Consider the following 21,574-nt stretch of genomic DNA (forward strand, 5'->3'; position numbering starts at 1 on the left):
AAGGCGTCCTGCCGGGTTAAAGGCCCTCCGCTCACACGGAGGGCAATGGCAACCTTACTCGCCCTGTTGGCTTACCGGAGCTTCCGGTTCGCCTGCAGGCTGAGACTGCTCAGTTGCTTCTTTAATGCTCAGACGTACACGGCCCTGGCGATCAACTTCCAGAACTTTAACCGGTACTTCCTGGCCCATCTGCAGGTAATCGGTCACTTTCTCAACGCGCTTATCAGCGATCTGAGAAATGTGTACCAGACCTTCTTTACCGCCACCGATGGCAACGAATGCGCCAAAGTCAACGATACGGGTCACTTTACCATTGTAGATACGACCTACTTCGATCTCTGCAGTGATCTCTTCGATACGACGGATAGCATATTTCGCTTTCTCGCCGTCGGTCGCTGCGATCTTCACAGTACCGTCATCTTCGATTTCGATAGTAGTGCCAGTCTCTTCGGTCAGGGCACGGATAACAGAACCGCCTTTACCGATAACGTCTTTAATCTTGTCCGGGCTGATCTTGATGGTGTGGATACGTGGAGCGAATTCAGAGATATCGCCACGCGGCGCGTTAATCGCCTGTTCCATCACACTCAGGATGTGCAGACGCGCACCTTTAGCCTGGTTCAGAGCAACCTGCATGATCTCTTTGGTGATACCTTCAATTTTGATATCCATCTGCAGTGCAGAGATACCGTCGCGGGAACCCGCCACTTTGAAGTCCATATCGCCCAGGTGGTCTTCGTCGCCCAGGATGTCAGACAGAACAACATAGTTGTCGCCTTCTTTCACCAGACCCATCGCGATACCCGCAACGGCGGCTTTGATCGGCACGCCTGCGTCCATCAGCGCCAGGGAAGCGCCGCATACGGAAGCCATGGAAGAAGAACCGTTAGATTCGGTGATTTCAGAAACCACACGCACGGTGTACGGGAATTTATCCAGTTCCGGCATCACTGCCAGCACGCCACGTTTCGCCAGGCGACCGTGACCAATCTCACGACGCTTCGGAGAACCGACCATACCGGTTTCGCCTACGCAGTACGGAGGGAAGTTGTAGTGGAACAGGAAGTTGTCAGTACGCTCGCCCATCAGTTCGTCGAGGTTCTGCGCATCACGGGTGGTGCCCAGGGTCGCGGTAACCAGCGCCTGAGTTTCGCCACGGGTGAACAGCGCGGAACCGTGGGTACGCGGCAGAACGCCAGTACGCACGTCCAGACCACGGATCATGTCTTTTTCACGGCCATCGATACGCGGCTCGCCTGCCAGTACGCGGCTACGAACAACGTTTTTCTCGATGGCGTGCAGGATTTCACCCAGTTCGTTAGCGTCCAGGGTTTCATCTTCAGCCACCAGAGTCGCGATGGTTTCAGATTTGATCACGTCAACCTGAGCGTAACGCTCTTGTTTGTCGGTGATACGGTAAGCATCGCTCAGACGAGCTTCTGCCAGTGCGGCAACGCGCGCGTTCAGCGCTTCGTTGACGGCTTCTGGCTGCCAGTCCCAACGCGGTTTGCCGGCTTCTTTCGCCAGCTCGTTGATAGCCTGAATAACAACCTGCTGCTGTTCGTGACCGAATACTACAGCGCCCAGCATCTGGTCTTCGCTCAGCAGTTCAGCTTCGGATTCAACCATCAGTACGGCAGCTTCGGTACCGGCAACAACCAGGTCCAGCTTGCTTTCTTTCAGTTCATCCTGAGTCGGGTTCAGTACGTACTGGTCATTGATATAACCAACACGTGCAGCACCGATCGGGCCGTTGAATGGGATGCCAGACAGCGTCAGCGCAGCGGATGCGCCGATCATTGCCACGATATCCGGGTTAACCTGTGGGTTAACAGAAACAACGGTCGCGATAACCTGAACTTCGTTAACGAACCCTTCCGGGAACAGCGGGCGAACCGGGCGGTCAATCAGACGCGCGATCAGGGTTTCGCCTTCGCTCGGACGGCCTTCACGACGGAAGAAGCTACCCGGGATACGGCCAGCAGCGTAGGTACGCTCCTGGTAGTTAACGGTCAGCGGGAAAAAGTCCTGGCCTGGTTTCGCTTTTTTCTGGCCAACAACGGTAACGAATACCGCAGTGTCATCCATGCTAACCATAACAGCGGCAGTCGCCTGACGCGCCATCATGCCGGTTTCCAGCGTAACGGTATGCTGACCGTACTGGAATTTACGAACGATCGGATTAAGCAAAATAATATCCTTTCTCTATTTTTTGACGGCACATTTTTGCGCCATCGTTAATACCCGATCTTCTGCGCATCCTCGCGACTAATGACAACCCTAACCCATACGCATGAGTAAAGCCTCTCATTAGCCGCGCGAACCTCTGCAACGGAAGATCATTCATAGCAACAATACATTAGTTTCCAGCGAATTGCTGCCATCTGCTGGAAAAAAGGGGCCATGAAGGCCCCCTCTTTCTGAAACTCGAAAGAATTAGCGACGCAGACCCAGACGCTCGATCAGCGCGGTGTAGCGTGCAACATCTTTACGTTTCAGGTAGTCGAGCAGTTTACGACGCTGAGAAACCATGCGCAGCAGACCACGACGGCTGTGGTGATCTTTTTTGTGCTCTGCAAAGTGGCCCTGCAGGTGGTTAATCTGTGCAGTCAACAGAGCAACCTGAACATCGGTAGAACCGGTGTCGTTTGCATCACGACCAAACTCAGAAACGATTTTAGCGGTAGCTTCAGTACTTAGAGACATTTTAAAACTCCAAAGTGTTAAGAATGAAAGGATGCCGATCTCTAATTCAGCTATCCCAGTGTACGCCACGCAGATTGTTAAACAATTTACGCGCCGTTAAGCGGCAGTATTCTACTCGCAGCGCCCTTTTATCGCAAGACAGAGAGCGTTATGCCGGATATTCAACCACCAGGCGACGAGGGGCGACACGACCTTCATCGTCGATCTCCCCCATGCCGATAAATTTGCCGTCATCGCCTTCCGTCACACGCACCAGGCCTTCCAGCGGGACACCTGTCGTACGTACCGGGTTACCATTTTTAAAGTAAACCGACGATGTTAAAGGCAAATTAACAACAGGATAGTCCGATGCTGGACTGTCCATTGGCATCAGCAAGGGATCAAGCAACTGAGCGGCCGGAATGTTCTGCTGCTCAGCCTGTTCAACCAGCTCGCGCAAGTGTTCCAGCGTCACCATACGATCCACCGGATACTTGCTGACCGTCAGACGACGCAGGTACGTTACGTGCGCACCACAGCCGAGCTTCTCGCCCAGATCGTCGATAATAGTGCGAATATAGGTACCTTTGGAGCAGTGAACTTCCAGCTCCAGCTCGTTACCTTCATGGCGAATAAACAGCAGCTCATAGACGGTAATCGGGCGCGCTTCACGCGGCACTTCAATACCCTGACGCGCATATTCGTACAGCTTTTTACCCTGATACTTCAGCGCCGAATACATTGACGGAATCTGCTCGATATCGCCGCGGAAAGTCTCCAGCGCGCTCGCAAGTTGCTCTGCGCTGAAGGTTACGGGACGTTCCTGCACGATTTGCCCATCGGCATCGGAGGTGTCAGTACGTTGCCCCAGGCGGGCTACTACGCGATAGCGTTTGTCAGAATCCAGCAAATACTGCGAAAACTTCGTCGCTTCACCGAGGCAGATGGGCAGCATGCCCGTCGCCAGCGGATCCAGCGCGCCGGTATGACCCGCACGGTTGGCATTGTAGATGCGCTTTACTTTTTGCAGTACGTCATTGCTGGACATGCCCTGCGGCTTATCCAGCAGCAGGACACCGTGAATGTCGCGACCACGACGACGAGGACGACTCATCAGTCCTCCTTGCTGTCGTCCGCTGGGTTCACACGACGTTCATCGTCATGTTTTACCACGCTGGTCACCAGGTTAGACATACGCATCCCTTCAACCAACGAGTTGTCGTAGAAGAAGGTCAGTTCAGGCACGATACGCAGACGCATCGCTTTCCCCAGCAGGGAGCGGATAAAACCAGAGGCTTCCTGCAGGGCCTTAATGCCGTTTTTCACAGCCGCTTCGTCCTGGTCGTTAAGGAAAGTCACGAATACTTTGGCATACGCCAGGTCACGGGACATCTCAACACCCGATACGGTGGTCATCATGCCAACACGCGGGTCTTTGATTTCGCGTTGCAGGATGAGTGCGATCTCTTTCTGCATCTCTTGCGCGACACGCTGCGGGCGACCAAATTCTTTCGCCATAATAAATTCTCCAGAATAAAGACAAAAAAGGGGCCATAAGCCCCTTTTTAAATTTCTTGCCGGGTGGCGCTTTAAAGCCTGATGGCGCTACGCTTATCAGGCCTACAACCCGGCTAACAATCCTAACGTAGGCCCGGTAAACGAAGTACCACCGGGCATTACGAAGATTATGCGATAGTACGTTTGATCTCGATGATCTCGAACACTTCGATCATATCGCCAACGCGAACGTCGTTGTAGTTCTTAACGCCGATACCACATTCCATACCGTTACGGACTTCGTTAACGTCATCTTTGAAGCGGCGCAGGGATTCCAGCTCGCCTTCATAGATAACCACGTTGTCGCGCAGGACGCGGATTGGGTTGTGACGCTTGATAGTACCTTCGGTAACCATACAGCCCGCGATCGCACCAAATTTCGGTGATTTAAACACATCGCGCACTTCAGCCAGACCGATGATCTGCTGTTTCAGTTCCGGAGACAGCATACCGCTCATCGCCGCTTTCACTTCGTCGATCAGATGATAGATGACGGAGTAGTAACGCAGATCCAGACTTTCAGATTCGATCACTTTACGCGCAGAAGCATCAGCACGGACGTTGAAGCCAACCAGAATCGCGTTGGACGCCGCAGCCAGGGTCGCGTCGGTTTCAGTGATACCACCTACGCCGGAACCGATGATCTTCACTTTCACTTCGTCGGTAGACAGTTTCAGTAAGGAGTCGGAGATCGCTTCTACAGAACCCTGTACGTCAGCTTTCAGTACGACGTTCACTTCGTGAACTTCGCCATCGGTCATGTTGGCGAACATGTTCTCAAGTTTAGATTTCTGCTGACGAGCCAGTTTAACTTCACGGAATTTGCCCTGACGATACAGTGCAACTTCACGGGCTTTCTTCTCGTCACGCACCACGGTCACTTCGTCACCGGCAGCCGGAACGCCGGACAGACCGAGGATTTCCACCGGAATGGACGGACCTGCTTCCAGAACTTCCTGACCCAGTTCGTTACGCATCGCACGCACGCGGCCGTATTCGAAGCCACACAGTACGATGTCGCCTTTATGCAGCGTACCTTCACGCACCAGGACGGTAGCAACCGGACCACGACCTTTATCCAGGAAGGATTCGATTACCGCGCCGCTCGCCATACCTTTACGAACAGCTTTCAGCTCCAGAACTTCGGCCTGCAGCAGGATCGCATCCAGCAGTTCGTCGATACCGGTACCGGCTTTAGCAGAAACGTGGACGAACTGGCTTTCGCCGCCCCACTCTTCCGGCATGATGCCGTACTGGGACAGTTCGTTTTTAACGCGATCCGGATCCGCTTCTGGTTTATCGATTTTGTTGACTGCAACCACCACCGGCACACCTGCCGCTTTCGCGTGCTGGATAGCTTCGATGGTCTGCGGCATCACGCCGTCGTCTGCTGCAACAACCAGAACCACGATATCCGTTGCCTGAGCACCACGAGCACGCATAGAGGTAAACGCGGCGTGACCCGGAGTATCCAGGAAGGTGATCATACCGTTGTCAGTTTCAACGTGGTACGCACCGATGTGCTGAGTAATGCCGCCCGCTTCGCCAGAAGCCACTTTCGTAGAACGAATGTAGTCCAGCAGGGAAGTTTTACCGTGGTCAACGTGACCCATGATGGTTACAACCGGTGCGCGCGGTTCAGCCGCAGCGCCGGTGTCACGGTCGCTCATTACTGCTTCTTCCAGCTCGTTTTCACGACGCAGGATAACTTTGTGGCCCATCTCTTCGGCAACCAGTTGTGCGGTTTCCTGGTCGATGACCTGGTTGATGGTCGCCATTGCGCCCAGTTTCATCATCGCTTTGATGACCTGAGAGCCTTTAACCGCCATCTTGTTAGCCAGTTCGCCAACGGTGATGGTTTCGCCGATCACAACGTCACGGTTAACGGCCTGAGCTGGCTTCTGGAAGCCCTGCTGCAGAGCGGAACCTTTACGCTGTTTACCGCCTTTACCACCACGAACTGCGGCGCGCGCTTCTTCACGGTCGGCTTTCGATTCAGCGTGTTTGTTGCCTTTCTTCGCCGGGCGCGCGGCTTTCGCGCTGCGAGTACGACCACGGCCGCCTTCAACTTCACGATCGTTTTCGTCTTCTGCCTGGCGAGCGTGCTGAGAAGTCGTGACGTGATAATCGCTGGTATCTTCAACAGGTTCAGCGTTATCCACACCATTTTTCTCGTTTTCTTCCGCCATACGGCGAGCTTCTTCCGCTACGCGGCGAGCTTCTTCTTCAAGCTTGCGACGTGCTTCTTCTTCCGCTTTACGTTTCAGTTCTGCGGCTTCATTTTCACGGCGGGCTTTTTCGGCCTGGGCGGTTTTAGTCATATCGTCGGTCTGTTGATTGCTCACTTTGTCTTTTTCCGCAGCTTCACGTTTCGCTTTATCAGCGGCTTCACGCTTAGCTTGTTCTGCGGCCTCACGTTCGGCTTTTTGTTGCGCCTCGCGTTTGGCAGCTTCTTCTGCCTCACGACGGGCTTGCTCTTCCGCTTCACGCTGCGCCTGCTCTTCCGCGGCCAGGCGTTCAGCCTCTTGCGGATCGCGTTTCACAAAGGTGCGTGTCTTGCGGACTTCGATTTGTACCGATTTGCTTTTCCCACCGGTACCTGGAATATTGAGAGTACTGCGCGTTTTACGCTGCAATGTCAACTTATCCGGCGCTGAGCCGTTCTCACGGTTCAGATGCGCCAGTAAGGTTTGTTTCTCTTGTGCGGACACAGAGTCATCAGCAGACTTCCGGATACCTGCATCAGCAAATTGCTGTACCAGGCGATCCACGGAGGTCTGTATCTCTGCAGCCAGCGTTTTTACGGTTACATCTGTCATACTGTTCCTTCCTGCTACAGTTTATTACGCTTCGTCACCGAACCAGCAAATATTACGGGCAGCCATAATCAGCTCACCGGCTTTTTCGTCGGTCAACCCTTCGATATCAGCCAGATCATCAATGCCCTGTTCGGCGAGATCTTCCAGCGTACAAACACCACGGGCAGCCAGTTTGAAGGCCATATCGCGATCCAATCCTTCCAGATTCAGCAGATCGTCAGCCGGTTTGTTATCACCGAGGCTTTCTTCCTGGGCCAGTGCCAGAGTGGTCAGTGCGTTTTTAGCACGCTCGCGCAGCGCTTCAACGGTCGGTTCATCAAGGCCGTCAATTTCCAGCAGTTCTTTCATTGGCACGTAGGCCAGTTCTTCCAGCGTCGCAAAACCTTCTTCCACCAGAACTGTCGCGAAATCTTCATCGATATCGAGATATTTGGTGAAGGTATCGATGGCTGCATGTGCTTCAGCCTGATGCTTCGCTTGCAGGTCATCAACGGTCATTACGTTGAGTTCCCAACCGCTCAGTTGTGAAGCCAGGCGGACGTTCTGACCGTTACGTCCAATCGCCTGAGCCAGGTTACCGGCTTCAACCGCGATATCCATGGTGTGTTTGTCTTCATCCACCACGATAGAAGCGACATCTGCTGGCGCCATTGCGTTAATCACGAACTGCGCCGGGTTATCATCCCACAGGACGATATCGATACGCTCGCCGCCCAGTTCGGTAGAGACCGCCTGTACGCGCGCACCGCGCATACCGACGCAAGCACCGACCGGGTCGATACGCTTGTCGTTGGTCTTAACGGCGATTTTCGCACGAGAGCCAGGATCGCGAGCAGCCGCTTTAATTTCAATCACTTCTTCGCCAATTTCTGGCACTTCAATGCGGAACAGCTCAACCAGCATTTCCGGTTTGGAACGGGTGACGAACAGTTGCGCACCACGCGCTTCCGGGCGCACAGAGTACAGAACGCCACGAATACGGTCGCCAGGGCGGAAGTTTTCGCGCGGCAGCATGTCTTCACGCAGGATCACGGCTTCAGCATTGCTGCCCAGATCCAGGGAAATGTTGTCACGGTTAACTTTTTTCACCACACCCGTAACGATTTCACCTTCGTGTTCGCGGAACTGATCAACAACCATTGCGCGTTCAGCTTCACGTACTTTCTGTACGATAACCTGTTTCGCGGTCTGGGTGGTGATACGGTCAAAGGTGACAGATTCAATCTGATCTTCAACATAGTCGCCCACGTTCAGGCTTTCGTCTTCGAAGCGTGCCGCTTCCAGGGTAATTTCTTTGGTCGGCTGAGTAACTTCTTCTACGATTACCCAACGACGGAAGGTATCGAAATCACCGCTTTTACGATCGATTTCTACGCGGACGTCGATCTCTTGCTCATATTTTTTCTTTGTTGCTGTAGCCAGCGCACTTTCCAGCGCTTCAAAAATTTTCTCGCGTGGCAGCGCTTTTTCGTTGGATACGGCTTCAACAACAGCCAAAATTTCTTTGTTCATCGCGGGCTTTTCACCTCAATCCAGACTGTTAAAAGTGGGGAACCAGGTTCGCCTTCTGGATATTACTCAGCGCGAACACTTCATCTTTACCTTCGACTGTGACCGTGATCATCTCACCGTCCACCGCTTTGATAACGCCCAGCCATTTACGACGGTTTTGTACCGCCATACGAAGAACCAGCGTGACTTCTTCCCCCAGGAAACGCACGTAGTGTTCAGCAGTGAACAGAGGACGGTCGAGACCCGGCGAGGAAACTTCCAGGTTATAGGCAACGGTGATTGGGTCTTCGACATCCATCACGGCGCTTACCTGATGGCTCACATCAGCACAATCATCAACATTGATGCCATCTTCACTATCAATATAGATGCGCAGTGTGGATGTGCGACCGCGAATAAATTCGATGCCGACCAGTTCGTAGCCCAGGGCTTCAACCGGTGCTGTAATCATCTCTGTTAATTTTTGCTCTAATGTGGACAAGCCCACCCCCAAGACATAAAAAAAGGGCCTAAAGCCCAGTTATTCTGTAGTCAGATAACAAAAAACCCCGATAAATCGGGGCTTTAGATAACTGAACCCTATAACCGCACCTGCGGTTCGGAGAACCTTCCGAAAGAATTTTTTTCAAATCCAGCTACGAAGGCCTAAGTCTTCACAGTATATTTGAAAAAGAACTCTAAGGGAAAGTGGTTGCGGGGGCCGGATTTGAACCGACGACCTTCGGGTTATGAGCCCGACGAGCTACCAGGCTGCTCCACCCCGCGCCTGAAACGTGGCAAATTTTACTCGTTTTGGGTAAAAAATGCAAATACTGCTGGGATTTGGTACCGAGGACGGGACGTAAAATCTGCGCACAGTATATTGATTCACTATGCGTTATGTCAACCTTGTTACGACTATGCAAATCAATGAATGCCTACCAGCGCATCTCCAGTAAGATAAATATGCCATCCGCGCCGCTATTTAACGAAATTGTCACTAAACTCTTCCTGTCATCCAGAAAAGATGATTAAATGAAAACTCATTTATTTTGCATAAAAATGCATTTAGTATAATAAGCCGACCTCTTCACCAGTCTATCAAGCAGGGTTTTATTTTATGACGACGATTCTCAAGCATCTCCCGGTAGGTCAACGTATTGGTATCGCTTTTTCCGGCGGCCTGGACACCAGTGCAGCACTGCTGTGGATGCGACAAAAAGGGGCTGTCCCATATGCATATACTGCAAATTTGGGCCAGCCGGATGAGGATGACTATGACGCCATTCCTCGCCGTGCAATGGAATATGGTGCTGAGAATGCTCGCCTGGTAGATTGCCGCAAGCAGCTGGTTGCCGAAGGGATCGCTGCCATTCAGTGCGGCGCCTTTCACAACACCACCGGTGGCCTGACCTATTTCAACACCACTCCGCTGGGCCGCGCCGTTACCGGCACCATGCTGGTTGCCGCCATGAAAGAAGATGGCGTAAATATCTGGGGTGACGGTAGCACCTATAAAGGTAACGATATTGAACGTTTCTATCGTTACGGCCTGCTGACCAACGCCGAACTGCAGATTTATAAACCATGGCTGGATACCGATTTTATCGATGAACTCGGCGGTCGCCATGAGATGTCCGAATTTATGATTGCCTGTGGTTTCGACTACAAAATGTCCGTTGAGAAAGCGTACTCCACTGACTCCAACATGCTCGGCGCGACCCACGAAGCAAAAGATCTGGAATTCCTGAACTCCAGCGTCAAAATCGTCAACCCGATTATGGGCGTGAAGTTCTGGGATGAGAGCGTGAAGATCCCGGCAGAAGAAGTGACCGTGCGTTTTGAACAGGGTCATCCGGTTGCGCTGAACGGTAAAACCTTTAGCGACGACGTGGAACTGATGCTGGAAGCCAACCGTATCGGCGGCCGTCACGGTCTGGGTATGAGCGATCAGATTGAAAACCGTATCATTGAAGCGAAGAGCCGTGGCATCTACGAAGCCCCGGGGATGGCATTGCTGCATATCGCCTACGAGCGTCTGCTGACCGGTATTCATAACGAAGATACCATCGAGCAGTATCACGCGCACGGTCGCCAGCTTGGTCGTCTGCTGTATCAGGGACGCTGGTTCGACTCGCAGGCATTGATGCTGCGTGACGGTCTGCAGCGTTGGGTCGCCAGCCAGATCACCGGCGAAGTGACGCTGGAGCTGCGCCGCGGCAACGACTACTCGATCCTCAATACCGTGTCCGACAACCTGACCTATAAGGCTGAGCGTCTGACCATGGAGAAAGGCGAGTCAGTATTCTCACCTGACGATCGTATCGGCCAGCTGACCATGCGTAATCTGGACATTACCGATACCCGCGAGAAGCTGTTCGGCTACGCGAAAGCCGGTCTGTTGACCGCCTCTTCAACGACCGGCCTGCCGCAGGTTGAGAATCTGGAAAACAAAGCGAAGTAAACATTCATCATTTTAAGGCCGCGAAAGCGGCCTTTTTTATGCGCGGAATATAAGGTGTCTGTAGGACTGATAAGCGTAGCGCCATCAGGCGTTGTAATAATGTCGGATGGCGGCGTTAACGCCTTATCCGACCTACAGGATAGCCACAAATAACAGACGAAAAAAAAGACGCTTTGCAGCGTCTTTTTTTTGGAATTTGGTACCGAGGATGGGACTCGAACCCACAAGCCCGTTAGGGCACTACCACCTCAAGGTAGCGTGTCTACCAATTCCACCACCTCGGTACAGAATACTTAGCGTGGGATATCGCTGGTCGGCTGAGCCGGAGCAGCTGGCTGAGTTTGCTCGGTTTTCGCCGGTGCGCTCAGATTTTCCCACTCACTTCCTTTATTGGTCTTATTGCTGTTCATGTTACCCAGCACCAGACTGATGATGAAGAACAAGGTTCCCAATACAGCCGTCATACGGGTCATGAAGTTACCAGAACCACTTGAACCAAACAGAGTACCAGAAGCGCCTGCGCCAAAAGAGGCTCCCATATCAGCGCCTTTACCTTGCTGCAGCATGATCAAGCCTACCAGGCCAATTGCCACAATAAGGAAAACTACTAAAAGAGCTTCGTGCATAATCAACCTGTTCCTTGCGGAGTTGCCGCGTACAATGCTTCGACCATTAAAGCGGGAATGTTTACTGTTTCCCACTGAAGCGGGTGTGAATACTAACCAAAGCGAATAACCTTCGCAAGGGCAATTTGTTAGCATTGTATCAACTGCGGAAAAAATCGCCATATCAATCAAAAACGCAGCAATTTCTCCCAGCATCTCTGCATGACTGCGCGTTGATCGTCAAGGTTAGCCCATACCACAACGGGGATTTCACAAATCAGATCGCCATTTTCTGGCCAACAGTGAATAACTTGCTGATTCACCAACTCTTCCGCCACCATTGATTCGGGTAACCATGCCATTCCCATATGGCGCAGTACCATTTCGCGTATCGTTTCACTTAAACCGCTCTCAAAGACTTTTTTCAGGCGCGGACGGACGCGTTGTTCTGCCGGCTCAATAATGCGTCTGACAAAGGTATAGTCGCTGTAGCAGAGCCACGGAATAGACACCTGCGGATCGTCAAGCGTATCCGCCAGCTGTGCAGAAATAACCGGAATAAATCGTTCATATCGCCATAGCGAACGTTTTAATCCGCCGGCGATCTCCAGCCCAGGCTGCGCTGACGGTAAGTCGTATGTCACCAGCAAATCAATCTGCCGGTCAATCAGCGCATTAAAGTGGTTGTCTATCCCCTGAATACTGGCATTTACCGTGAAATTGAGCTGTGGTTCACTCTGGCGTAAATAGTTGATCATATCCGGCAGGATATTGACCGACAGCGTATGCAGACTGACCATGACCAGCGTGTTATCCGTTGCGGGCGACATCGCCGATAGCTCGTGGCGCGCCTCTGTTAACGTACTGAGGACGTGTCGGGCATAGGGCTCAAAACGTTCACCATAGCGCGTCAGCGTGACGGGAGTTGTGGTCCGATCAAACAATGGCACGCCCAGCACCTCTTCCAGAGCTTTAATACGCCGACTGAGTGCAGGTTGAGTAATATGCCGCTGCGCAGCGGCTTGAGAGTAATTTCCATGCTGACTCAACGCCAGAAAATCTTCCAGCCACTTACAATCCACGTTTAACTCTCCACCATGCCATAACCGCATCCTCCAATAACAAATCGGTAATAGTCATAGATATAGTAATGGCTTTATGGTGAGCGTCATAACAACAATATTCCGTTTCACCTGCCGACTCTCACCCTCGACGTTTGACAGGACCGATATGTTTACTTTACTGACCAATGCCCGTGTTTTTTCCCCTGAGGATTTAGGCCTCTGCTCCCTGCTCATTCATGCCGACCGAATTGTGGCGGTAGAAAAAGATATTTCGCTCTTTGATGGCGTCAAAGAGGTCATCGATTGTCGGGGTAAATGGGTTATCCCTGGTATCATCGATCAGCATGTCCATCTTACCGGTGGCGGCGGGGAAGCCGGGTTTGCCAGTCGGACGCCAGCCGTCAAGCTGCGCGATCTGATTCAGGCGGGCATTACCACGGTCGTCGGCGTGTTGGGTACCGACGCTATTTCTCGCTCACCGAAAGATCTCTACGCCAAAATGCAGTCCCTTAATCTCGAAGGACTGCGTGCGTTTATGCACACGGGAGCCTACGCGGTACCCAGCCCGACCATTACGCGATCCATCCGCGATGACATGGCATTTATTCCGGCGATTCTTGGCGTAAAAATCGCGCTCGCCGATCACCGCGGTTCGTATCCCTCTTTCCAGGAATTGCTGAGAATAGTCAGCGATATCCGCGTCTCTTCCTTACTGGCCGGGAAAAAAGGGCTGTTGCATGTCCACCTGGGGAATCTACCGGAAGGGATGTCGCAACTGCTTGAGCTGTGTGATGCAGGCATTCCGATTCACCACATTTCGCCGACGCATGTGGCGAGAACAGAACCCTTGTTCGAACAGGCGATTGCTTTCGCCCATCGCGGCGGCCATATCGACGTTACGTCTGGCGGCAGCCGCTTTACACCTCAGGAGCAGGCGATCCTCCACGCCCTGGAAGCACAGGTTCCGGCCGAGCGCATCACGATCAGTTCTGATGGCAATGGCAGCGTACCGCGCTTTAACGCTCAGGGTATCGTGGAGGGTTTAAGCGCGGCGCCGGTCGCAGGTAACCTTAACCTGCTTCCCCGCCTGATTGATGTGGGAATTCCGGTGTCTCAGGCGATCGCCATGTTGACGGCAAACGTCGCACGCTCGCTGGGTATTTCCGGCGGCGTGCTCTGCGCCGGGGAACGTGCCGATATCTGCGTACTTAATGATGACCTCTCGCTGGCCCATCTGTTTGCTGCGGGTAAACCGTTGCTGCGCGATGGCGAGTGCCTGGTCACCGGCAACTTTGAGTGAGGAGGCGAGAATGTCATTATTACTGGCGCTAATCGCCATTATCTTTGCCGGACGTCTGATTCTCAAAAAGTATCATCCCCAGTCAGTACTGCTGTTGACCGGGATTATACTCCTGCTGATCGCGCATTTTAGTGGCATGACGACACTCAGTAGCCTGGTGAAAAAAAGCACCGGCTTTGGCCCCTTCGACGCCTTTGAATTTATTCGCGATACCCTGAGCGTGCGCCTCGGCGGTCTTGGGCTGCAAATTATGTTGATTGGTGGCTTCGCTACCTATATGTCGGCCATTGGCGCAAGCCAGGTGCTGGTTCGGGTGACGTCTCGTCCGTTGCAGCGTCTGAACTCGCCTTACCTGCTGTTGGGACTGGCGCTGCTGCTGGGCCAATTCCTGTCGCTGTTTATCAGCAGCGCTACCGGACTGGGCCTGTTGTTAATGGCGACGCTTTACCCACTGCTGACCCGACTGGGCTGCAGTCGCGCCGCCGTTGCCGCCGTTATCGCCAGTACCTGTGCGGTTGAGTTTGGCCCCGGTTCCGGCAACTCAGTTCTCGCCGCCAAAACCGCAGGTATCGAGGTCGTGAACTATTTCGTGCAGGATCAGTTGCCGATCGTTGTCCCCGTTATCCTTTTCATCGCGCTGCTGCATATTGTTGTGCAACGCTTTTTCGATCGTCGGGAAAGCGGTGACAATACGGCTCAGCAGATGCAGACATTAACGTCGACCGAAGAAGCCGACGCCCCGATCGGCTGGCTGTTTTTGCCCATGCTGCCGCTGGTGTTGATGCTGGTGTGCAGCGATTTAGTGTTCAGCTCGCTCAAAATTACGCTGGATACCGCCGTACTGATAAGTCTGGCCATTACGCTGGTTTGTGAGTACGGACGCCATCGTAAAGCCCGGGAAGTCATGGCTGGCGTACAAAAGGTATTCGACAGCATGGGCAGCGTTTTTGCCACCGTGGTGACGCTGATTATCGCCGGTGAAGTTTTTTCTGCCGGGCTGAAAGCCATTGGCGCCGTCGACGCACTGCTGTCGCTTTCCGGTGAATTTGGTCTCAGCGCCGCCTCAATTATCCTGTTGATGACACTTATCACCTTTGCGATTTCAGCGCTGATGGGTTCCGGAAATGCGGCATTTTTCTCCTTCGCCCCAATGGTGCCGGACATCAGCCGCCATATCGGCAGCGATATCGCAGTGATGATGCTACCTATCCAGATATCGGCGGGTATTGGTCGTACGTTATCTCCCATTGCTGGCGTCATCATTGCCATCGCGGGCATTGCCGGCGTATCGCCAGTAGATATTGTCAAGCGCACCGCGATCCCGATGCTCGGGGGTTGGCTACTAATGATTGCGCTGACCTTTGCCCGGTCAGGGCATTTACTGGCGGTTCTGCCGTGGCTGGCAGTCCTTGTACTACTGATGCTCGGGGGGTATTTCTGGCAACGCCGACGTAAACAGCCGCTGGCGGTATAGTAAAAAAAAAGCCGGAGTCTCAGACTCCGGCTCTCACTGTCTTCAGTGTTTACGCCGCTTTCACTGCATCTGCAATACGGTGGGCGAATTCAGTTACCTGCGCCTCGTCTTCACCTTCAACCATCACACGAATTAATGGTTCAGTGCCAGACTTACGCAACAGGACGCGTCCACGATTACCCAGCGCCGCTTCAACGTCTGCCATCACCGCTTTCACATTTTCATTTTCCAGCGGATCGCCGCTACCTGCGGTGTAACGAACATTAACCAGCAGCTGCGGGAACATTTTCATGCCGCTGCACAGGTCGTGCAAACTCATATGATTGCGCACCATTGCAGTCAGCACCTGCAGACCTGCCACGATACCGTCACCGGTGGTGGTTTTATCCAGCAGGATCACATGGCCTGAGTTTTCCGCACCGATACTCCAGCCTTTTTCCTGCATTTTTTCCAGGACATAGCGGTCACCGACTTTCGCACGGGCAAACGGAATACCCAACTGTTTCAACGCCAGCTCAAGGCCCATGTTGCTCATCAGCGTGCCTACCGCGCCACCGCGGAGCTGTCCCTGACGCAGCGCTTCACGGGCGATGATATACATGATTTGGTCACCGTCGACCTTATTGCCTTCGTGGTCGACCATGATCACGCGATCTCCGTCGCCGTCCAGCGCGATACCCAGATCGGCTTTTTCTGCGATCACCCGCGCTTGCAGGGCACGGACGTCGGTAGCGCCGACCTCTTCATTGATGTTAACGCCGTTTGGCTCACAACCAATGGCAATAACATTGGCGCCCAACTCACGCAGTACATTTGGCGCAATGTGATACGTCGCACCGTTAGCGCAATCCACCACAATTTTAAGCTCACTCAGGCTCAGTTCATTCGGGAAGGTGCCTTTGCAAAACTCGATATAGCGACCGGCGGCATCGACGATACGGGTGGCTTTACCCAGCTCAGCCGAATCCACGCAGGTGATCGCTTTTTCCATCTCGGCTTCTATAGCTTCTTCAACCGCATCCGGCAGTTTGGTGCCGTCGATAGAGAAAAATTTGATCCCGTTGTCATAGTACGGGTTGTGCGAAGCGGAGATAACGATCCCGGCTTCCGCACGGAAAGCACGCGTCAGATAAGCAACGGCAGGTGTTGGCATTGGGCCAGTGAAAGAGGCAGAAAGACCTGCGGCAGCCAGGCCCGCTTCCAGCGCAGATTCCAGCATATAGCCAGAAATACGCGTATCTTTACCGATGATAATTTTTCGTGAACCATGACGTGCCAGCACTTTTCCTGCCGCCCACCCCAGTTTGAGCACAAAGTCAGGGGTAATTGGGGTGTCGCCTACGCGACCACGGATCCCATCAGTGCCAAAATATTTACGATTACTCATAGCGTTTGTTTTCCTTTGCAGACAATGTGGCTTCCACCACACGCATCGCTTCTACGGTTTCTTTGACGTCATGGACACGAACGATCTGCGCCCCCTGCATTGCGGCAATCACCGCGCACGCAAGACTCCCGCTCAGGCGTTCGGATGGCCCCACATTCAGCAGTTGACCAACCATTGATTTTCGTGACATTCCAACCAGCAGCGGCAGATCAAAATGATGAAACTCAGCCAGGCGCGCCAGTAATGTGTAGTTGTGGGTGAGATTTTTACCGAATCCGAATCCCGGGTCGAGCAACAATTTATCTTTTGTGATTCCGGCTCGTTCACAACGTGCTATTTGCTCAACAAAGTAACGATTTACCTCAGCGAACACATCCTCGTACTTTGGCGCTTCCTGCATGGTTTTCGGCTGCCCCTGCATATGCATCAAACAAACCGGCAGTCCGGTTTCCGCGGCGGCTTCCAGCGCCCCGGGTTCCGAGAGTGAACGAATGTCATTAATGATATGTGCGCCGACCCGCGCGCATTCGCGAATCACTTCGGGTTTTGAGGTATCGACGGAAATCCACACTTCAAAGCGCTGAGCAATCGCCTCCACCACGGGGATCACTCGCTGCAGCTCTTCTTCCACGCTCACATCGGCCGCGCCCGGACGCGTGGACTCCCCCCCCACATCAATGATAGTCGCCCCGGCGTTAATCATCAGATTTGCGTGTTTTACCGCCTCAACCAGAGAGTTGTGCGCCCCGCCATCGGAAAAAGAATCTGGCGTAACGTTTAAAATCCCCATGACGTGAGGATGGCTGAGATCCAGTGAAGAACCCTGAGCAAAGAGTTTCATAGTTTTATCCCTGGTAAAAATCTTGAGTATGCAGATAAGAAAAACCCCGGAGCAAGCCCCAGGGTTTTCAATTAAAACACGGTCATCATCAACGATAACTTATTTGTCGCCCAGTTGCTCTGACATGGTGCCAGAGTCCGGCGCACGCGGTTCATCAACCGGACGCGGCGCGCTCGGCTTGCCGGTGCTGCCAGAGTTGTTGTTAGAAGAACCCGGTTCTTCCCAACCCGCTGGCGGACGCACGTCGCGGCGAGCCATCAGATCATCAATCTGCGGCGCATCGATGGTCTCATATTTCATGAGCGCATCTTTCATCGAGTGCAGAATGTCCATGTTTTCGTTCAGCAGACGACGCGCACGGTCATAGTTACGCTCAATCAACAGCTTAACTTCCTGATCGATGATGCGAGCCGTTTCATCGGACATATGTTTAGCTTTCGCTACAGAACGTCCCAGGAACACTTCGCCTTCTTCTTCAGCGTACAGCAGCGGACCGAGTTTGTCGGAGAAGCCCCACTGGGTCACCATGTTACGCGCCAGGTTAGTCGCGACTTTGATGTCGTTCGACGCACCGGTAGAAACATGTTCAGCACCGTAGATGATCTCTTCCGCCAGACGACCGCCATACAGCGTGGAGATCTGGCTTTCCAGCTTCTGACGGCTGGCGCTGATTGCGTCGCCTTCAGGCAGGAAGAAGGTCACACCCAGCGCACGACCGCGTGGGATAATCGTTACTTTGTGTACCGGATCGTGTTCCGGCACCAGGCGACCGATAATCGCGTGGCCTGCTTCGTGATACGCGGTAGATTCTTTCTGCGCTTCCGTCATCACCATGGAGCGACGTTCCGCACCCATCATGATTTTGTCTTTCGCTTTTTCGAACTCAACCATCGACACCACGCGCTTGTTGCCACGAGCAGCAAACAGCGCCGCTTCGTTCACCAGGTTCGCGAGGTCCGCACCGGAGAAGCCAGGGGTACCACGGGCAATGATTGCCGCATCGATATCCGGAGACAGCGGTACGCGACGCATATGCACTTTCAGGATCTGTTCACGACCACGAACGTCTGGCAGACCAACCACAACCTGACGGTCGAAGCGGCCTGGACGCAGCAGCGCAGGGTCAAGAACGTCCGGACGGTTAGTTGCCGCGATAACGATAATACCTTCGTTACCTTCGAAGCCGTCCATCTCAACCAGCATCTGGTTCAGCGTCTGCTCACGTTCATCGTGACCACCGCCCAGGCCAGCACCACGCTGGCGGCCTACGGCGTCGATTTCATCGATGAAGATGATGCACGGTGCCGCTTTCTTGGCCTGTTCGAACATGTCACGCACACGAGATGCACCAACACCCACGAACATTTCCACAAAATCAGAACCGGAAATTGTAAAGAATGGAACCTTCGCTTCACCGGCGATAGCTTTCGCCAACAAGGTTTTACCGGTACCCGGAGGACCGACCATCAGGACGCCTTTCGGGATTTTACCGCCCAACTTCTGGAAACGGCTCGGTTCGCGCAGGTATTCAACCAGCTCAGCAACCTCTTCCTTCGCTTCGTCACAACCTGCAACGTCAGCAAACGTGGTTTTGATCTGATCTTCCGTCAGCATGCGCGCTTTGCTCTTACCGAACGACATGGCGCCTTTGCCACCACCGCCCTGCATTTGACGCATGAAGAAGATCCAGACACCAATCAGCAGCAGCATTGGGAACCAGGAAATGAAGATAGAAGCCAGCAGGCTCGGCTCTTCAGGCGGTTCACCGACAACCTTGACGTTTTTGGTCAGCAGGTTATCAAGCAGCTTCGGATCGTTAACCGGAATGTAGGTCGTGTAACGGTTACTATCTTTCTTGGTAACGTTAATCTCACGTCCGTTGATCTTCGCTTCACGAACCTGGTCCTGATTGACCTCTTGCAGGAAGGTAGAGTAATCAACCTTACGGCCATTAGACTCGCTGGGCCCAAAGCTCTGGAATACTGACATCAGCACAACGGCAATGACCAGCCAGAGAATTAGGTTTTTCGCCATGTCACTCAAGGGATTAACCTCATATTACAACTGTGTTAAAAACAGCGTCAGGATACTCTATATCCAGTTTCTTTCAAACTTTCGTTTGAAATCTACCGGTTATGGTTTACGCCCGGTCGCTACAATATACACTTCACGCGAACGGGCGCGAGAAGAGTCCGGCTTACGAACTTTGACCTTCGTAAACAGGGAGCGAATCTCTCTTAGATACTCATCGAAGCCTTCGCCCTGGAACACCTTCACTACAAAACTACCACCTGGCGCTAAAACATCTCGAGCCATTCCAAGCGCCAGCTCTACCAGATACATGGCCCGGGGAATATCCACCGCCGGTGTTCCACACATATTTGGCGCCATATCAGACATGACAACTTGTACTTTACTGTCACCTACGCGTTCAAGTAACGCTTGCAGGACTAATTCATCACGAAAGTCGCCCTGAAGGAAGTCCACACCAACGATTGGATCCATAGGTAAAAGATCGCAAGCGATAATGCGGCCGCTGTTGCCGATCTGCGTAACCGCATATTGCGACCAGCCACCCGGTGCAGCGCCGAGATCAACAATCGTCATCCCCGGTTTAAAAATTTTGTCACTTTGCTGTATTTCATCAAGTTTAAACCAGGCACGGGAACGTAACCCCTTTTTCTGCGCCTGTTGAACATATTTATCGCTAAAGTGTTCCTGAAGCCAGCGACTCGAGCTGGCAGAACGCTTTTTACCTGTCATTTCACATTCCCAAAGGGCAGTTCATCGTAACCAATGGTGTAAATTTCTACACAGCTATTTGGTGATATATGGGAGATGGCGGTAGAATGACCCGTTTTCAATCCCAACGTAAGCAAAAATATACGATGAATCTGAGTACTAAACAAAAACAGCACCTGAAAGGTCTGGCACATCCGCTCAAGCCGGTAGTTATGCTTGGCAATAATGGTTTGACCGAAGGGGTACTGGCCGAGATTGAACAAGCGCTAGAGCACCATGAACTTATCAAGGTGAAAATCGCCTCGGAAGATCGCGATACCAAAACCTTGATCGTGGAAGCTATCGTACGCGAAACCGGCGCCTGCAATGTACAGGTCATCGGCAAAACGCTGGTACTGTATCGCCCGACTAAAGAACGTAAAATCTCGCTGCCACGCTAAGAATATCCCAAAGTCGCACACGAAGTTTGTGTAAAACGCGGGGGTTTCCGCTAGCAGGAGAGCAAAATGCCACGCTCTCTTCGTTGATAAAAGGCCGCTATGCGGCCTTTTTCCTTTCTTTACAATGTATCAACATCTTAACCAAGATGCGAATTACAGGTATTCGACCTTCGTTACTTCATATTCAACTTCACCGCCCGGCGTTTTGATAACGACGACGTCATCCTGCTCTTTGCCAATCAGGCCACGAGCAATAGGCGAGTTCACTGAAATCAGGTTCTGTTTAAAATCAGCTTCATCATCGCCGACAATACGCCAGGTCTGCTCTTCGTCATTATCGAGATTCAGAACGGTAACCGTCGCGCCGAAAACAACACGACCATTGTTCGGCATTTTTGTGACGTCAATCACCTGCGCATTGGACAGTTTAGCTTCGATATCTTTAATGCGTCCTTCGCAGAATCCCTGCTGTTCGCGAGCCGCGTGATACTCCGCGTTCTCTTTCAGGTCACCGTGTTCACGCGCTTCCGCGATAGCGGCGATAATTTCAGGACGGCGCACAGATTTCAGAAAATCCAGCTCTTCGCGCAGTTTTTCAGCACCACGTAAGGTCATCGGGATAGCTTGCATTTGTTATACCTCTTGAACATTCCTGTAGGGGGCGATGGTTCTCACCCCGGCTGCTAAGCCCACCCTGGCATACGC

The 21,574-nt window shown here is 52.8% G+C and carries 18 protein-coding genes and 2 tRNA genes; 4 read left to right on the forward strand and 16 right to left on the reverse strand.

The annotated features are described in order from the left end of the window. Nucleotides 1-54: 54 nt before the first annotated feature. The 8 genes from pnp to FHD02_RS15845 all read right to left on the reverse strand — a co-directional run bounded on the left by pnp (nt 55) and on the right by FHD02_RS15845 (nt 9,338). Nucleotides 55-2,190 carry a polyribonucleotide nucleotidyltransferase gene (pnp, locus tag FHD02_RS15810; RefSeq protein ID WP_137360126.1) on the reverse strand — a complete coding sequence of 712 codons (2,136 nt, stop codon included), beginning with the start codon at nt 2,188-2,190 and terminating at the stop codon, nt 55-57. 246 nt (nt 2,191-2,436) lie between these two features. Then, complete coding sequence (gene rpsO / locus FHD02_RS15815) at nt 2,437-2,706, reverse strand: 30S ribosomal protein S15 (protein WP_000059465.1); 270 nt, start codon at nt 2,704-2,706, stop codon at nt 2,437-2,439. Nucleotides 2,707-2,854: 148 nt separating this feature from the next. Then, entirely contained in the window at nt 2,855-3,799 is a 945-nt protein-coding gene (gene truB / locus FHD02_RS15820; protein WP_042311264.1) for a tRNA pseudouridine(55) synthase TruB, read from the reverse strand. Then, on the reverse strand, nt 3,799-4,203 hold the full coding sequence (gene rbfA / locus FHD02_RS15825) for a 30S ribosome-binding factor RbfA (RefSeq protein ID WP_003024988.1): 405 nt from the start codon (nt 4,201-4,203) through the stop codon (nt 3,799-3,801). The genes truB and rbfA overlap by 1 nt, the downstream gene beginning before the upstream one ends. A 167-nt stretch (nt 4,204-4,370) precedes the next feature. Then, nucleotides 4,371-7,061 carry a translation initiation factor IF-2 gene (gene infB, locus FHD02_RS15830; RefSeq protein ID WP_038634196.1) on the reverse strand — a complete coding sequence of 897 codons (2,691 nt, stop codon included), beginning with the start codon at nt 7,059-7,061 and terminating at the stop codon, nt 4,371-4,373. 24 nt (nt 7,062-7,085) lie between these two features. Then, on the reverse strand, nt 7,086-8,573 hold the full coding sequence (gene nusA / locus FHD02_RS15835) for a transcription termination factor NusA (protein ID WP_038634199.1): 1,488 nt from the start codon (nt 8,571-8,573) through the stop codon (nt 7,086-7,088). A 28-nt stretch (nt 8,574-8,601) separates the two neighbouring features. Then, the gene (rimP, locus tag FHD02_RS15840) at nt 8,602-9,054 is read right to left on the reverse strand and encodes a ribosome maturation factor RimP (protein WP_042311367.1); all 453 of its coding nucleotides are present in this window, start codon (nt 9,052-9,054) and stop codon (nt 8,602-8,604) included. 207 nt (nt 9,055-9,261) lie between these two features. Next, nucleotides 9,262-9,338: transfer RNA gene (locus FHD02_RS15845), tRNA-Met, on the reverse strand. 334 nt (nt 9,339-9,672) lie between these two features. On the opposite strand from FHD02_RS15845, the gene argG reads away from it, so the two are divergent. Then, the gene (gene argG / locus FHD02_RS15850) at nt 9,673-11,016 is read left to right on the forward strand and encodes an argininosuccinate synthase (protein WP_220394080.1); all 1,344 of its coding nucleotides are present in this window, start codon (nt 9,673-9,675) and stop codon (nt 11,014-11,016) included. A gap of 197 nt (nt 11,017-11,213) precedes the next feature. Here the strand turns inward: argG and FHD02_RS15855 are convergent. The 3 genes from FHD02_RS15855 to FHD02_RS15865 form a co-directional block, all read right to left on the reverse strand. Next, nucleotides 11,214-11,300 (reverse strand) — tRNA-Leu (locus tag FHD02_RS15855). 9 nt (nt 11,301-11,309) lie between these two features. After that, the gene (gene secG / locus FHD02_RS15860) at nt 11,310-11,642 is read right to left on the reverse strand and encodes a preprotein translocase subunit SecG (RefSeq protein WP_003025000.1); all 333 of its coding nucleotides are present in this window, start codon (nt 11,640-11,642) and stop codon (nt 11,310-11,312) included. Between the two features lie 167 nt (nt 11,643-11,809). Then, complete coding sequence (locus FHD02_RS15865; protein WP_042311273.1) at nt 11,810-12,703, reverse strand: LysR family transcriptional regulator; 894 nt, start codon at nt 12,701-12,703, stop codon at nt 11,810-11,812. Between the two features lie 148 nt (nt 12,704-12,851). Here FHD02_RS15865 and iadA point away from each other — a divergent pair, with 148 nt between their 5' ends. Together iadA and dcuC are read left to right on the forward strand one after the other, a co-directional pair. Next, on the forward strand, nt 12,852-13,985 hold the full coding sequence (iadA, locus tag FHD02_RS15870) for a beta-aspartyl-peptidase (RefSeq protein WP_137360128.1): 1,134 nt from the start codon (nt 12,852-12,854) through the stop codon (nt 13,983-13,985). A 10-nt stretch (nt 13,986-13,995) separates the two neighbouring features. Then, nucleotides 13,996-15,459 (forward strand): C4-dicarboxylate transporter DcuC, encoded by a 1,464-nt coding sequence (dcuC, locus tag FHD02_RS15875; RefSeq protein ID WP_220394081.1) that lies wholly within the window; start codon nt 13,996-13,998, stop codon nt 15,457-15,459. Between the two features lie 49 nt (nt 15,460-15,508). Here dcuC and glmM read toward each other — a convergent pair whose 3' ends face one another. The 4 genes from glmM to rlmE all read right to left on the reverse strand — a co-directional run bounded on the left by glmM (nt 15,509) and on the right by rlmE (nt 20,450). Then, nucleotides 15,509-16,846: a phosphoglucosamine mutase gene (gene glmM / locus FHD02_RS15880; RefSeq protein ID WP_220394082.1), complete on the reverse strand. Its 1,338-nt coding sequence runs from the start codon at nt 16,844-16,846 to the stop codon at nt 15,509-15,511. Further along, entirely contained in the window at nt 16,839-17,687 is an 849-nt protein-coding gene (gene folP / locus FHD02_RS15885) for a dihydropteroate synthase (RefSeq protein WP_042311280.1), read from the reverse strand. Before folP ends, glmM begins: the two co-directional genes overlap by 8 nt. A 99-nt stretch (nt 17,688-17,786) precedes the next feature. Continuing rightward, the gene (ftsH, locus tag FHD02_RS15890; protein WP_003025013.1) at nt 17,787-19,721 is read right to left on the reverse strand and encodes an ATP-dependent zinc metalloprotease FtsH; all 1,935 of its coding nucleotides are present in this window, start codon (nt 19,719-19,721) and stop codon (nt 17,787-17,789) included. 99 nt (nt 19,722-19,820) lie between these two features. Beyond that, a complete protein-coding gene (gene rlmE, locus FHD02_RS15895; RefSeq protein ID WP_006687879.1) occupies nt 19,821-20,450 on the reverse strand; it encodes a 23S rRNA (uridine(2552)-2'-O)-methyltransferase RlmE in 630 nt (209 codons plus the stop codon). A 125-nt stretch (nt 20,451-20,575) separates the two neighbouring features. Between rlmE and yhbY the strand changes: the two genes are divergently transcribed. Then, nucleotides 20,576-20,869: a ribosome assembly RNA-binding protein YhbY gene (yhbY, locus tag FHD02_RS15900; protein WP_003025016.1), complete on the forward strand. Its 294-nt coding sequence runs from the start codon at nt 20,576-20,578 to the stop codon at nt 20,867-20,869. Nucleotides 20,870-21,022: 153 nt separating this feature from the next. Here the strand turns inward: yhbY and greA are convergent, their stop codons facing one another. After that, nucleotides 21,023-21,499, reverse strand: coding sequence for a transcription elongation factor GreA (gene greA / locus FHD02_RS15905; protein ID WP_003025019.1), 477 nt, complete (start codon nt 21,497-21,499; stop codon nt 21,023-21,025). Between the last annotated feature and the right edge of the window lie 75 nt (nt 21,500-21,574).

The organism is Citrobacter sp. EC_71, assembly GCF_019584005.1.
Classification (GTDB): Bacteria; Pseudomonadota; Gammaproteobacteria; order Enterobacterales; family Enterobacteriaceae; genus Citrobacter; species Citrobacter werkmanii.